This window comes from Streptomyces sp. NPDC104106, assembly GCF_055584345.1.
In genome coordinates, this window is sequence record NZ_JBVJMF010000011.1 from 115,655 (window position 1) to 129,768 (window position 14,114).

Below are 14,114 nucleotides of genomic sequence, written 5' to 3' on the forward strand. Positions count from 1 at the left end.
TTCCCTCCCGCCGCACGGCGTCGCCCCCGGCACCCCTCACCCCGCACGCAGCGCCATCGTCATCGCCTCAACCGCCAGCAGCGGGGCCACGTTGCGGTCGAGGGCGTCCCGGCACGCGGCGATCGCCTCGATGCGGCGGAGGGTGGACTCCGGGCTGCTGCCCCGGGCCAGGCGCTCCAGGGCGTCCTCGGAGTCGGCGTTGGCGATCGCCACGCGTGAGCCGAGCTGGAGGGCGAGGACGTCGCGGTAGAAGGCGGTGAGGTCGCCCAGGGCGATGTCGAGGCTGTCGCGCTGCGTGCGGGTTCTGCGGCGCTTCTGCATGTCCTCCAGGTCCTTCATCACCCCTGCCGTACCCCGCGGCAGCCGGCCGCCCTGCGCCGCGCCCAGCGCCGCCTTCAGCTCCTCCGTCTCCTTGCCGTCCATCTCCTCGGCGAGCTGCTTGGCGTCCTCGGCGGCCGCGTCCACCAGCTCCTGGGCCGCCTTCAGACAGGCACCGACCTCGTCGAGACGCAGGGGCAGTTTCAGCACGGCCGCGCGGCGCTCGCGGGCCGCCGGGTCGGTGGCCAGGCGCCGGGCCCGGTCCACATGACCCTGCGTGGCGCGGGCGGCGGCCGCCGCGACGCCGGGCTCGATGCCGTCGCGGCGTACGAGCATGTCGGCGATCGCGTCGACGGACGGTGTGCTCAGGTTCAGGTGGCGGCAGCGGGAGCGGATCGTCGGCAGGACGTCCTCGATGGAGGGGGCGCACAGCAACCAGACCGTGCGGGGGGCGGGCTCCTCGACGGCCTTGAGGACGGCGTTGGCCGACTTCTCGTTCAGCCGCTCGGCGTCCTCGACCAGGATGATCTGCCAGCGGCCGTTCGCCGGCGACGTGAACGACTTGCGGACCGTGTCCCGCATGTCCCTCACCAGGATCTCCGAGCCGACCGCGGCCACCGCGGTGACGTCCGCGTGCGTGCCGAGCAGGGCGGTGTGGCAGCCGTCGCAGAAGCCGCAGCCGGGGGAGCCGCCGAGGGCGCGGTCGGGGCTCACGCACTGCAGGGCCGCGGCGAAGGCCCTCGCCGCCTGGTTCCGGCCCGCGCCGGGTGGCCCCGTGAACAGCCAGGCGTGGGTCATCTTCGACGCCTCGGGCAGCGGCTCGTCCGCCGCGGCGGCGGTGACCAGGGCGTCGGCGTCCCGCGCGGCCGCGTCGAGCACCGCGCTCACCTTCTCCTGCCCGACGAGGTCGTCCCATACGGTCATGGGTCACGCCGCCCTTCCGTCACACTCCGCGTTGCCTCCATCCATTGTGCGGGCGGGCACTGACAACCCGGCCCGCCCGCTTCCTCGACGGCCACCGGGCAAACCCTTCGGCGCCGTTCCACGACCACCGAGCCCGCACCGGCGACCACCGAGCCCGCCGTCAGGCCGGGCCACCGGCCTGACGGCGAAAGACGACGGCGGCGCCGGTCGGCCGAACCGACCCGCGCCGCCAGGAGCCCCCGGAAAACCGGGTGCGGGACCGTCGCGTCAGCCTCGTCGGCCCCGGCCATCGCCCCTGCGGCCGCCCTGCCCCTCGTCGTGGTCGCCGTACTCCCGCTCGTCGTACGACCCCAGCAGCTCGTCCGCCAGCGACGGCAGGTCGTCCAGCGGCGTCTCCTCGGCCCAGTCGGGACGCGGCCGGCGCCGCGGTCGGCCGTCCGCGTCGAGCTGGGGCATCTCGCGCGTACGGTCCTCGGAGCCGTCGGGGCGGGCGGCGGGCCGCTCGTCCCGGAAGAAGCCGGACGGCACCCGGTCCGCCGGGGCGTCCTCGGGCGCGGACGGCACATCGCCCCGTACGGGCGGCAGCACGGCCGTCTCGTCGGCGGCACCCGGAACCACCGGCGGGAGCACCGCCGTCTCGTCCGCCGCGCCCGGAACCACCGGCGGCTGCGGCAGCTCGGCCGTCACCTCGGCGTCGGAGCCGGACCCGGATCCGACCTCCCGCGCGGGCGCGTCGTCCGCCCGCTTCCCGGCCTCCTCGGTCCCGGCACCGTCCTCACGCACCGGACGCAGTACGGCCGTCTCGTCGGCGCCCCGCGCGTCCTTGCCCGGCGAGACCGCCAGCGTCGGGACCGTCTCCTCGGTGCCCCGCGGCTCCGGCGACACGACCGGCGTGGGAACCGTCGACGCCTCCGGCGGCACGCCCGGTGCCGCCGGCAGCCGGGTGCTGGACCTGCGGGCTGCCCTGTCGGCGGCCGCCGCGGCCTCGGCCGCCTGGCGGCGGGCCTCCTCGGCACGCAGCAGCGCCTCCTCGGCCTTGCGCTGCGCCTCCAGGCGCCGCGCCTCCTCCTCCGCGCGCAGCCGGGCTTCTTCCTCGGCCTGCCTGCGGCGCCGCTCCTCCTCCGCCTGGCGGCGGGCCTCCTCCTCGGCGCGGGCCTTCTCCTCGGCGAGCAGGCGCTGCCGCTCCTCCTCCGCCCGCCGGGCGGCCTCCTCGGCCCGCTGCCGTGCCTCCTCCGCCTGCCGTTCGGCCTCGCGGCGCTGCGCCTCCTCCAGCTCGCGGCGCTTGCGCTCCTCCTCCTCGGCACGGAGCTTGGCGAGCTGCTCCTGGCGCTCACGCTCCAGGCGCTCCTCCTCGGCCTTGCGGGCGGCCTCTTCCTCCACCTTGCGGCGGGCCTCCTCCTCGGCCTTCCTGCGCGCCTCCTCCTGTGCCTTGATCTCGGCCTCGGACAGCGGCAGCACGGTGTCGAGCCGGTGCCGGATCACGGTGGTGACGGCCTCGGGCTCCTGGCCGGCGTCCACCACCAGGTAGCGCCCGGGGTCGGAGGCGGCCAGCGTGAGGAAACCGGCCCGCACGCGCGCGTGGAACTCCGCCGGCTCCGACTCCAGCCGGTCCGGTGCCTCGGTGAACCGCTCGCGGGCGGTCTCCGGGGAGACGTCCAGCAGGACGGTGAGGTGCGGGACGAGCCCGTCGGTGGCCCAGCGGTTGATGCGGGCGATCTCGGTGGGGGAAAGATCACGGCCGGCGCCCTGGTAGGCGACCGACGAGTCGATGTACCGGTCGGAGATGACGACCGCGCCGCGCTCCAGGGCCGGCCGGACGACGGTGTCGACGTGCTCCGCGCGGTCGGCGGCGTACAGCAGCGCCTCCGCGCGGTGCGACAGGCCGGCCGAGGACACGTCGAGCAGGATCGAGCGCAGCCGCTTGCCCACCGGGGTGGCCCCGGGTTCACGGGTCAGCACGACCTCGTGGCCCTTGGCCCGGATCCACTCGGCGAGGGCCTCGGCCTGGGTGGACTTTCCGGCGCCGTCGCCGCCCTCCAGGGCGATGAAGAAGCCGCTCGCGGCCGGTGCCTCGACCGGGTCGTCGCCGCCGAGCAGCGCGTCCCTCAGGTCCTGGCGCAGCGGGATGCCGGAGCGGTCGTCGACCTTGGCGAGCACAGCTGCGGCCACCGGCAGCAGCAGCGCGCCGACCAGCATCAGTGTGAACGAGGCACCGCCGTGCGCGAAGACGAAGCGGCCGTTCTGCAGGCGGTGGCGGCCGATGAGCCCGGCGACCACGGGCGCGATCAGGACGCCGAGCGCTACACAGACGCGGACGACGGCGTGCAGGTGCTCGGTGACGCGCGCCCGGCGGAAGTCCTCGGTCTCCTGGTCGAGCAGGGCGTGCCCCGTGTTGGCGGCCACGCCCGCGGCGACACCGGCGGCCGTGACGATCAACAGGACCGTCGTGACGTCCGGGACCAGGCCGGCGGCGAGCAGGGCGATACCGGTGAAGGCGATCGCGAGGGCGAGGAGCCGACGGCGCGAGAGCGAGGGCAGCAGTGCGGGGGCCGTACGGATGCCGACGGCGACGCCGCCGGTCAGGCCGAGCACCAGCAGGCCGTACAGGACCGGGCCGCCGCCCAGGTCGGTGGCATGCAGCACGCACACCGACACGGCCGCGGCGATGGAGCCCGCGACGGCGGCGCAGGCCGGGACGAGCAGCGGGATCGCACCCGTACGGCCCTTGTCGACGCCCGTGCCGGTGCGCGGGCGGCGCAGCCCCTCCAGCGGGGACCGCGCGCGCGGGGTGCGCACGTCGGGCACTTCGAGGGAGGTGAGCACGGACAGGGAGGCGGCGAACAGACCCGCCGCCACGTACGAGCCGAGGGCGGCGTGGTGCTGGTCGAACCAGGCCACGCCCGTGCCCAGCAGGTTGTTGAGCAGGCCGGCGACGACCAGCGTGGCGGCGGCCAGCGGGACGGACAGGAAGCCGGTGCGCAGCGACAGCCGGCGCAGGGCGTCCATGTGGTCCGGCAGCGGCCGTACGGTGGCGCCCTCCGGAGGCGGGCCGGGCAGCAGGGCAGGGGCCGCGCTCTCCCGGCACACCGTCCACAGCCGCTCGGCGACGCCCGTGACGAAGGCGGTGACGAGCAGGACGGCCAGGGCGTTGTCCGGCGTCCAGTCGATCCACAGGGGCGCGACGATGAGCAGCAGGGCACGCACGGCGTCGGACCCGACCATGGCCCAGCGCCGGTCGAGCGGGCCCTCCTGACCGGTGAGCGAGGTCAGCGGGCCGAGCAGGACGGCGCCGAAGAGGAGGATGGCGAGCACGCGCGCGGCGAAGACGGTCGCCACGGCGAAGGCCACGCCCCGGTAACCGCCGCCGAACGCGCCCTGGGCGATCGTCGCCTGCAGGACGAGCACGACCAGCACGAGCAGGGCGAGGGCGTCGCCGGCGCCGCCGACCAGATGCGCGCTCCACAGGCGTCGCAGCTGCGGTCGGCGCAGCAGGGAGCGGACGGCGCGCTCGCGGGAATCCGCGACCAGGGCGTCGTCCGGTGCTGTGGTGGGGGCCGTTGGCTGCTCGGCTCGCGTCATGCGTTCAGCCTATCCGCAGCCACCGACACCACACGTCCCGTGTCCTGACATGCGCACACCCCGACATCAAAGTGACGCCGGGGCGTACCCATGTGACACGGGGCGTGCGCTTCGCGAAGCCGCACGCGAGTCCGAGGGCGCTCAGTCCTCCGAGCCGGGAGCCGCCGTCTTGGATGCCGCCGCCTTCTTGGCGGTGGTCTTCTTGGCCGCCGTGGTCTTCTTCGCGGCCGCGGTCGTCTTCTTCGCCGCCGTCTTCTTGGCCGCGGTCTTCTTCGCGGGAACCGTCTTCTTGGCCGCCGCCTTCTTCGCGGTCTTCTTGGCGGGCCCCTTCGCGCGCTTCTCGGCGAGCAGCTCGAAACCGCGCTCCGGGGTGATCGTCTCGACGCTGTCGCCGGAGCGGAGGGTCGCGTTGGTCTCGCCGTCGGTGACGTACGGACCGAAGCGACCGTCCTTGACCACGACCGGCTTGCCGGAGACCGGGTCATCGCCCAGCTCCTTCAGCGGCGGCTTGGCGGCGGCCCGGCCACGCTGCTTGGGCTGGGCGTAGATCGCCAGTGCCTCCTCCAGCGTGATCGTGAAGATCTGGTCCTCGGACTGCAGCGAGCGCGAGTCCGTGCCCTTCTTCAGGTACGGGCCGTAGCGGCCGTTCTGCGCGGTGATCTCCTGGCCCTCGGCGTCGGTGCCGACGAGGCGCGGCAGCGACATGAGCTTCAGCGCGTCGTCGAGCGTCACCGTGTCGAGCGACATCGACTTGAAGAGCGAGGCCGTGCGCGGCTTGACCGCGTTCTTGCCGGTCTTCGGGGTGCCCTCGGGGAGGATCTCGGTGACGTACGGGCCGTAGCGGCCGTCCTTGGCGACGATCTGGTGCCCGGTGGCCGGGTCGGTGCCCAGCTCGAAGTCGCCGCTGGGCTTGGCCAGAAGCTCCTCGGCCAGCTCGACGGTCAGCTCGTCCGGCGCCAGGTCCTCCGGGATGTCCGCGCGCTGGTGCTGCTCGGTGTCCTTCTCGCCGCGCTCGATGTAGGGGCCGTAGCGGCCGACGCGGAGCACGATGTCGTTGCCCACCGGGAACGACGACACCTCGCGCGCGTCGATCGCGCCCAGGTCGGTCACCAGCTCCTTGAGGCCACCGAGGTGGTCCCCGTCGCCGTTGCCGGCGTCGGCCGCGGTGCCGTGCCCAGTGCCCTCACCGAAGTAGAAGCGCTTGAGCCACGGCACGGCCTTCGCCTGGCCGGCCGCGATGCGGTCGAGGTCGTCCTCCATCTTGGCGGTGAAGTCGTAGTCGACGAGCCGCCCGAAGTGCTTCTCCAGGAGGTTGACCACGGCGAAGGACAGGAAGGACGGCACCAGGGCGGTGCCCTTCTTGAAGACGTAGCCGCGGTCGAGGATCGTTCCGATGATCGACGCGTACGTCGACGGGCGGCCGATCTCGCGCTCTTCCAGCTCCTTGACCAGGGAGGCCTCGGTGTAGCGGGCCGGAGGCTTGGTGGCGTGGCCGTCGACCGTGATCTGCTCGGCGGACAGCGCGTCGCCCTCGGCGACCTGGGGCAGCCGGCGCTCGCGGTCGTCCAGCTCGGCGTTCGGATCGTCGGCGCCCTCGACGTAGGCCTTCAGGAAGCCGTGGAAGGTGATCGTCTTGCCGGAGGCGCTGAACTCGACGTCCCGGCCGTCGGCCGCCGTGCCGCCGATCTTCACCGTCACGCTGTTGCCGGTCGCGTCCTTCATCTGGGAGGCGACGGTCCGCTTCCAGATCAGCTCGTAGAGCTTGAACTGGTCGCCGGTCAGGCCGGTCTCGGCGGGAGTGCGGAAACGATCACCCGAGGGCCGGATCGCCTCGTGCGCCTCCTGCGCGTTCTTGACCTTGGCGGCGTACGTACGCGGCTGCGGCGGGAGGTAGTCAGCGCCGTAGAGCTGCGTGACCTGCGCGCGGGCCGCCGTGATCGCCGTGTCGCTCAGCGTCGTGGAGTCCGTTCGCATGTACGTGATGTAGCCGTTCTCGTACAGCTTCTGGGCGATCTGCATCGTCGCCTTCGCGCCGAAGCCGAGCTTGCGGCTGGCCTCCTGCTGCAGCGTCGTCGTACGGAACGGGGCGTACGGCGAGCGGCGGTACGGCTTGGACTCGACGGACCGCACGGAGAAGCGGGTGCTCTCCAGGGCGGCGGCGAGGGCGCGGGCGGTCGCCTCGTCGAGGTGGAGGGTGTTCTCGCTCTTCAGCTGTCCCAGGGAGTCGAAGTCGCGGCCCTGCGCGACCCGCCTGCCGTCGACGGTCTGCAGGCGGGCGACCAGCGACGACGGGTCCGACGGGTCTCCCGCGCGGCCGGTCGCGAAGGTGCCCGTCAGGTCCCAGTACTCGGCAGAACGAAAAGCGATGCGCTCGCGTTCCCGCTCGACGACGAGACGCGTGGCGACGGACTGCACGCGGCCGGCCGACAGCCGGGGCATGACCTTCTTCCACAGCACCGGCGAGACCTCGTAGCCGTAGAGGCGGTCGAGGATGCGGCGGGTCTCCTGGGCGTCGACCAGCTTCTGGTTGAGGTCGCGCGGGTTGCGGACGGCCTCGCGGATCGCGTCCCTGGTGATCTCGTGGAAGACCATCCGCTTGACGGGGATCTTGGGCTTCAGGACCTCCTGGAGGTGCCAGGCGATCGCCTCGCCCTCGCGGTCCTCATCGGTGGCGAGGAACAGCTCGTCGGACTCCTTCAGCAGGTCCTTGAGCTTCTTGACCTGCGCCTTCTTGTCCGCGTTGATGACATAGATCGGCTGGAAGTCGTGTTCTACGTCCACACCGAGGCGGCGGACCTCGCCGGTGTACTTCTCGGGCACCTCCGCGGCGCCGTTGGGAAGGTCACGGATGTGCCCGACGCTCGCCTCGACGGTGTAGCCGGGGCCGAGGTAGCCCTTGATCGTCTTCGCCTTGGCAGGCGACTCGACGATGACGAGTCGGCGGCCGCCCTGTGCGGTCTCGCTGGTCGGGGACAACTTCGCTCTTCTCTCCGGTCGACGCTGGGGTCTCCCCAGGGCCTTCGTCCCGGGGTCGCGGCGTACTGCTGGCACGTGTGACGCTGCGGAGTGTGACGGTACATCCCGCCCCCGTGTCAAACGGGAAAAGCCCACAACGGCCACTCGAACGGTAACCCGACTACCGGCATTCCTGCCGCCCGGACCGTCCGGCAGCCCTCCGGCCCCTGTCCGGAGCGTGACGCTCCCCTTACTCCGGCGACCCGCTCGCCACAGGACACCCGCCGACGTCAGAGGCGGGTCAGGCAGTACACGCCGAGGGCCGACGCGGCCGTCCCGGCGACGCTCGCGAGGGTGGCCGATGCGACCCGGTTCACACCCTCGGCCACCGGCTCCCCGCGCCGGAGCCGGGTGCCGGCCCAGATGAGCAGAGCGCCTCCGAACAGGGCGAACACCACTCCCGCGTAGATCGCCGGCCCGCCCTCCATCGCCGCGCTCCCCTTCCGTGACCTCCCGCTCCCCCAGCGCGGGGAGGGTGGCACGCGCCGGAGACGGGCGTGCCACATCGAGATGGACAGCGGGCCACCACGCAACCGAACATACGATCGAGCATCGTCGGCGCACGCATGCCATCCGCATTTTCCGGCCTTTTTACAACCGACCGCGCCGGCAGGCGCCGGGACCCGGCCCAGCCTCGTCGCGTGCCCGGCGATCAGTCCGTACGCGACCTGTTCCGCGCGCTGGACTGCGTTCGCGCGCCCCTGCCACCCCCGACGGACGGCAGGACGCGAGCAGCCCCGTCGCCGCCGGCGTTCCCGCCGCCCGCACCGAGGCCGATGCCCACGTCCACGTCCGCGTCCTGCTCAGCAACTACGGGAACCTGGCCGTGACACCACGCCCGAAGCCTGCGGCCCGGGCCTGGACACGGCCGTCGGCGGCGGGGGGCCTGGCGCCCGTGACCGCCGCGGGATCGAGGCCGCGGTGGCCGGGCCGGAGTACACGCCCGTCCCGCCGCGCCCGCTCGACCTGCCCTACGACGGAGTCACCGGCCTGGCCGGTTTCCGGCCCGGCACGGCCGTCATCTGGTGGGACCGGTTCTTCGACTGGCTCTGAGCCCCGGCTGCCTCTGGCCCGCGCGCTCCCGTCGGGAAGTGCTCAGCCCACCGGCTCCAGGAAGCCCTGTTCCACGAGCAGCCGGATCTGGGCGGGCGTGCGGTCGCGGAGCAGGACCGGGTCCTCACCGACGAGCTGGGCGATGGCGTCCAGAATGCGGCCCGCGCTCAGCGTGCCGTCGCACACGCCCGCGAAACCCGCGCCGACCGTGTCCACCTTCGTGGCCCTGCGCATGCCGCGGTGCTGGCGCAGCACCACGTGCTCGGGGTCCTCGGCGCCGGGCAGGCCGACCTGCTCCTGGACCACCTCGGCGGTCAGCTTGAAGTGGCCGGCGAGCAGCGCGGCGTCGTCGTGCTCGCGCAAGTAGTCGAGACGTTCGAAGTGCGCCCGGATCGTGTCCCCGAGGGGCTGCTCGACCGGATGCGGCCACTCCTCCACGGTGACGACGGGCTCGGCGGAACCCGTCCTGCGCAGGGTGATCCAGCCGAAGCCGATCGCCTTGACCTTGCGCGCCTCGAACTCGTCGAGCCAGGCGTCGTAACGCGCCTGGTACTCCGCCGGGTCCCCGCGATGGTCCCCGGCGTCCCTCAGCCACAGCTCGGCGTACTGCGTGATGTCCTGTACCTCGCGCTGCACGATCCAGGCATCGCACCCGCGCGGCACCCACGACCTGAGTCTGTCCTGCCAGTCCTCCCCCGCGACGTGCTGCCAGTTGGCGAGGAACTGCGCGAACCCGCCCTCGTTCAGCCGTTCTCCCGCCTGCTGAACGAGCGAGCGGCACAGATCGTCCCCGCCCATCCCGCCGTCCCGGTAGGTCAGCCGGGCACCGGGCGAGATGACGAAGGGCGGGTTGGAGACGATCAGGTCGTACCTCTCGTCGTCCCGGACCGGCTCGAACAGCGAGCCCTCGCGCAGGTCGACGGCGGGAGCGCCGGACAGCGCCAGCGTGAGCGCGGTGATGTGCAGCGCGCGCGGGTTGAGATCGGTCGCCGTCACGCGCGTGGCGTGCTGGGCGGCGTGCAGAGTCTGGATGCCGGAGCCGGCGCCGAGGTCCAGAGCGGCGGCGACGGGCGTACGGACGGTGATGCCGGCGAGGGTGGTGGAGGCGCCGCCGACGCCCAGGACGACGCCCTCGTCACGCTGTCCGGCACCGCCCGCGCCGCCCACCGCGCAGCCCAGGTCGGACACGATGAACCAGTCCTCGCCGCCGGGGCCGCCGTAGGGCCGTACGTCCACCGTGGCGGCCACCTGGTCGCCGCCCACGCGCGTGAGCCATCCGGCGTCGAGGGCCTCCTCGGCCGGCAGAACGGCCGCCACGCGCGCGTACAGCACCGGTTGCTGGAGCAGGAACAGCCGTACGAGCGTCTCCAGCGGCGTGTCGCCACGGGTCGCCCGAAGGGCGGGCACGGTCTCGCTGCGGGCCAGCGCCGCGTACGCGGGGGCGCCGAGGAGGTCGAGCAGTCCGTCGGCGGTGAAGGAGGCGGCCAGCAGCGCGTCCCGCAGGCGCGCGGCGACGTCGGGCCGGTCGGAAGCGGGCAGGGAAGCGAGTCCGGAGTCAGTCACGCCCCCATTGTGGCCCGCTCCGAGCAGCCCGGCCGCCGACACGAAGTACGGCCCGGCGGACGCCGCGCCGAGGCCTCAGCCGACCCGCCGCACCCCCACCCGCCGGCGCGGCACACGGTCCCGCCGCCGGCGCGGCAACGGGTTCAGGCGCGGCAGGGGGTTCAGTTGCCGGCCGGGGAGGGGGACCCGGAGGACGCGGAGGCCTTCGTGCAGCCCGGCTGCTTGGCCACGGCCTGGTTGACGTCGCCCTTCTCCAGGTTCTGCAGGGCGGTGATGGTGCCGTCGTACTGGGCCGCCACCGTCTTCATCCGCTCCGAGAGGTCGCTCAGACCGGAGGCGAACTTCGCCTGGTCCTTGGTGTCGAGCCCGTCCACCCGCTTCTTCAGATCGGCGTACGCCGCGGACAGGGCGTTGAGCTTCTTGACCGCGTCCTGCTGGTGCTGCGCGGCGCCGTCGACGCCCGGAGGCGCCCCGGCGCCGGCCAGGGTGCTCGCGCGCGCCTTGAAGCCGTCGGCGAGGTCCTGGAAGGCCTGGGAGTCGGTCTGCTGGACGTCCTTCGGCGGGCCGTCCTTGGCGACCTTCGACAGCGCGTCGAAGGCGCCCGAGATCTTCGCCTGCTGCGCGGGCAGCGGCTGGCACACGGACTTGGCCCAGGCGACCAGTTTGGGATCGGGCCCCTTGCTGCCGCCACCGCCGCTGCTGCCGCTGCATCCCGTCAGCGCCACTACCAGTACCGCACCGCCGGACAGTGCGGCCGCGAGCTTCTTGTTCACCGGATCGGTCCCTTCCATGGCTCTCGGCCCACGGACCCTACACGGCGGACACACACCTCCCGCATCCCGTACGCCCCCCGAAGCGCCCTTTGTGACTCTTTGCACCAAGAGAGAGAAGGCTCACCACGTGGCCGAGCCCACAGGGCGAACCCGCTGTCGTCCGCACGGACGACAGCGGGCGGGCGGCGCGTCAACACGCGCCGCCCGCCCACCGGTTGAGCAGGGCTTCTGCAACGGAACAGCGTTACTGCTACGAAACCACCGCCGTATTGGCCGAGTTGGAGACCCGCTCGGCGCTCTCGTCGTCGCCCACGGCGATGCCCCGCCGCTTGGAGACGTACACGGCGGCGACGATCACCGCGAGCGCGAGCAGCGCGATCGCGATCCGTACGCCGAGGTTCTTGTCGTTGCCGTAGGAGAACTTGATCACCGCGGGTGCGATGAGCAGCGAGACCAGGTTCATGACCTTCAGCAGCGGGTTGATGGCCGGTCCGGCGGTGTCCTTGAAGGGGTCGCCGACCGTGTCGCCGATCACCGTGGCCGCGTGGGCGTCGCTGCCCTTGCCGCCGTGATGGCCGTCCTCCACCAGCTTCTTGGCGTTGTCCCAGGCACCGCCGGAGTTGGCGAGGAACACCGCCATCAGCGTGCCCGCGCCGATCGCGCCGGCGAGATAGGAGCCGAGCGAGCCGACGCCGAGGGTGAAGCCGATGAAGATGGGCGCCATCACGGCGAGCAGACCGGGCGTGGCCAGCTCCCGCAGGGCGTCCTTGGTGCAGATGTCGACGACCTTGCCGTACTCGGGCTTCTCGGTGAAGTCCATGATCCCGGGCTTCTCGCGGAACTGCCGCCGTACTTCGAAGACCACCGAACCCGCCGAGCGCGACACCGCGTTGATGGCCAGTCCGGAGAAGAGGAAGACGACCGCGGCGCCCGCGATGAGGCCGACGAGGTTGTTGGGCTGCGAGATGTCCAGGGACAGGCTCAGCGGCGCGCCCGGCCCGGTGAGTTTCGCCCCGACGCCCTGCACGTTGGTCGTGATCGCGTCGCGGTACGACCCGAACAGCGCCGACGCGGCGAGGACGGCGGTGGCGATGGCGATGCCCTTGGTGATGGCCTTGGTGGTGTTGCCGACGGCGTCCAGGCTGGTGAGCACCTGCGCGCCCGCGCCCTCGACGTCGCCGGACATCTCGGCGATGCCCTGCGCGTTGTCGGAGACCGGCCCGAAGGTGTCCATGGCGACGATCACGCCGACCGTGGTGAGCAGGCCGGTGCCGGCGAGGGCGACCGCGAACAGCGCCAGCATGATCGACGTGCCGCCCAGCAGGAACGCGCCGTACACGCTGAGCCCGATGAGCAGCGCGGTGTAGACGGCCGACTCCAGGCCGAGGGAGATGCCGGACAGCACGACCGTGGCCGGGCCGGTGAGGGAGGTCTTGCCGACGTCTCTGACCGGGCGGCGGTTGGTCTCGGTGAAGTAGCCGGTGAGTTGCTGGATCACGGCGGCGAGGAGGATGCCGATGCCGACCGCGACCAGGGCGAGGATCCGCGGATCGCCGTCCTTGCCGCGGATCGCCGCGTCCGTCACGCCGTGCAGGCCGGAGTACGTCGACGGCAGGTAGACGAAGACCGCGACCGCGACCAGGGCGAGGGAGATCACCGCGGAGACGAAGAAGCCGCGGTTGATCGCGCTCATGCCGCTGCGGTCGGCACGGCGCGGGGCGACCGCGAAGATGCCGATCATCGCCGTGATGACACCGATGGCGGGCACGAGCAGCGGGAACGCCAGCCCCGAGTCGCCGAAAGCGGCCTTGCCGAGGATCAGCGCGGCCACCAGCGTCACGGCGTACGACTCGAACAGGTCGGCCGCCATGCCCGCGCAGTCGCCGACGTTGTCGCCCACGTTGTCGGCGATGGTCGCGGCATTGCGCGGATCGTCCTCCGGAATGCCCTGCTCGACCTTGCCGACCAGGTCGGCGCCGACGTCGGCGGCCTTGGTGAAGATACCGCCGCCCACCCTCATGAACATGGCGATGAGGGCGGCGCCGAGGCCGAAGCCCTCCAGCACCTTCGGCGCGTCGGCCGCGTACACCAGCACCACGCAGGATGCGCCCAGCAGACCGAGGCCCACCGTGAACATGCCGACGACGCCGCCGGTGCGAAATGCGATCTTCATCGCGGTGTGCGAGACGGTGGTGAGATCCTTTTCCGGTTCGCCGGGTGCCGGTGTGGCTTCCCGGGCGGCCGCGGCGACGCGCACATTGCTGCGCACGGCGAGCCACATGCCGATATAGCCGGTGGCCGCCGAGAAAGCGGCGCCGATCAGGAAGAACACCGATCGCCCGGCCCGCTGTTTCCAGTCGTCCGCGGGCAGCAGCATGAGCAGGAAGAAGACGACGACGGCGAATACGCCGAGCGTGCGCAACTGCCGGGCCAGATACGCCTTCGCGCCTTCCTGGACCGCCTCGGCGATCCGCTTCATGCTGTCGGTGCCCTCGCCCGCGGCCAGTACCTGGCGCACCAGGACCCCCGCGACCACCAGCGCGGCCACGGCGACCGCGGCGATGACGGCCACGAGGATCCGGTTGTGATCGGTCAGGACCGCGGCCGCGAGGGACAGGGGATGATCCGGCTGAGAAGTAGAAAGCCCCGCCATTCGTCCTCCTTGACGCTTGGGCTGAGCTCAAGATGTGGACGGATTCTAGGTACCCCGGAGTGATCTCAACAGAGCGCGGTAAACGGAATTAGCCTCCACCGGCTCAGCAACAAATGATCGAGATCCCGCCACTCCACCCGAATGGAGTAATGGCCTCAAGGCATTCCAGTGATCGTGAATTCCTTCACGAATTCGGTAGCGTTCCAGAAGCCGCTGTTCACGCCTGTCCAGGACGG

The 14,114-nt window shown here is 72.3% G+C and carries 8 protein-coding genes; 1 reads left to right on the forward strand and 7 read right to left on the reverse strand.

Annotated elements, in window-relative coordinates; all coding sequences use genetic code 11:
- Nucleotides 1–36: 36 nt before the first annotated feature.
- From ACZ60X_RS25400 to ACZ60X_RS25415, 4 genes are all read right to left on the reverse strand, one after another.
- Nucleotides 37–1,242: a DNA polymerase III subunit delta' gene (locus ACZ60X_RS25400; RefSeq protein WP_469602651.1), complete on the reverse strand. Its 1,206-nt coding sequence runs from the start codon at nt 1,240–1,242 to the stop codon at nt 37–39.
- Between the two features lie 267 nt (nt 1,243–1,509).
- The gene (tmk, locus tag ACZ60X_RS25405; RefSeq protein WP_469602654.1) at nt 1,510–4,821 is read right to left on the reverse strand and encodes a dTMP kinase; all 3,312 of its coding nucleotides are present in this window, start codon (nt 4,819–4,821) and stop codon (nt 1,510–1,512) included.
- Nucleotides 4,822–4,962: 141 nt separating this feature from the next.
- Entirely contained in the window at nt 4,963–7,797 is a 2,835-nt protein-coding gene (gene topA, locus ACZ60X_RS25410) for a type I DNA topoisomerase (protein WP_469602657.1), read from the reverse strand.
- A 269-nt stretch (nt 7,798–8,066) separates the two neighbouring features.
- Entirely contained in the window at nt 8,067–8,264 is a 198-nt protein-coding gene (locus ACZ60X_RS25415) for a hypothetical protein (protein ID WP_469602660.1), read from the reverse strand.
- 493 nt (nt 8,265–8,757) lie between these two features.
- Here ACZ60X_RS25415 and ACZ60X_RS25420 point away from each other — a divergent pair, with 493 nt between their 5' ends.
- Entirely contained in the window at nt 8,758–8,889 is a 132-nt protein-coding gene (locus ACZ60X_RS25420) for a hypothetical protein (RefSeq protein ID WP_469602662.1), read from the forward strand.
- Between the two features lie 42 nt (nt 8,890–8,931).
- On the opposite strand, the gene ACZ60X_RS25425 is transcribed toward ACZ60X_RS25420, so the two are convergent.
- The 3 genes from ACZ60X_RS25425 to ACZ60X_RS25435 all read right to left on the reverse strand — a co-directional run bounded on the left by ACZ60X_RS25425 (nt 8,932) and on the right by ACZ60X_RS25435 (nt 13,878).
- A complete protein-coding gene (locus ACZ60X_RS25425; RefSeq protein ID WP_469602665.1) occupies nt 8,932–10,452 on the reverse strand; it encodes a DUF7059 domain-containing protein in 1,521 nt (506 codons plus the stop codon).
- Between the two features lie 161 nt (nt 10,453–10,613).
- Entirely contained in the window at nt 10,614–11,225 is a 612-nt protein-coding gene (locus ACZ60X_RS25430; RefSeq protein WP_469602668.1) for a small secreted protein, read from the reverse strand.
- A gap of 250 nt (nt 11,226–11,475) precedes the next feature.
- Entirely contained in the window at nt 11,476–13,878 is a 2,403-nt protein-coding gene (locus ACZ60X_RS25435) for a sodium-translocating pyrophosphatase (protein ID WP_469602671.1), read from the reverse strand.
- Between the last annotated feature and the right edge of the window lie 236 nt (nt 13,879–14,114).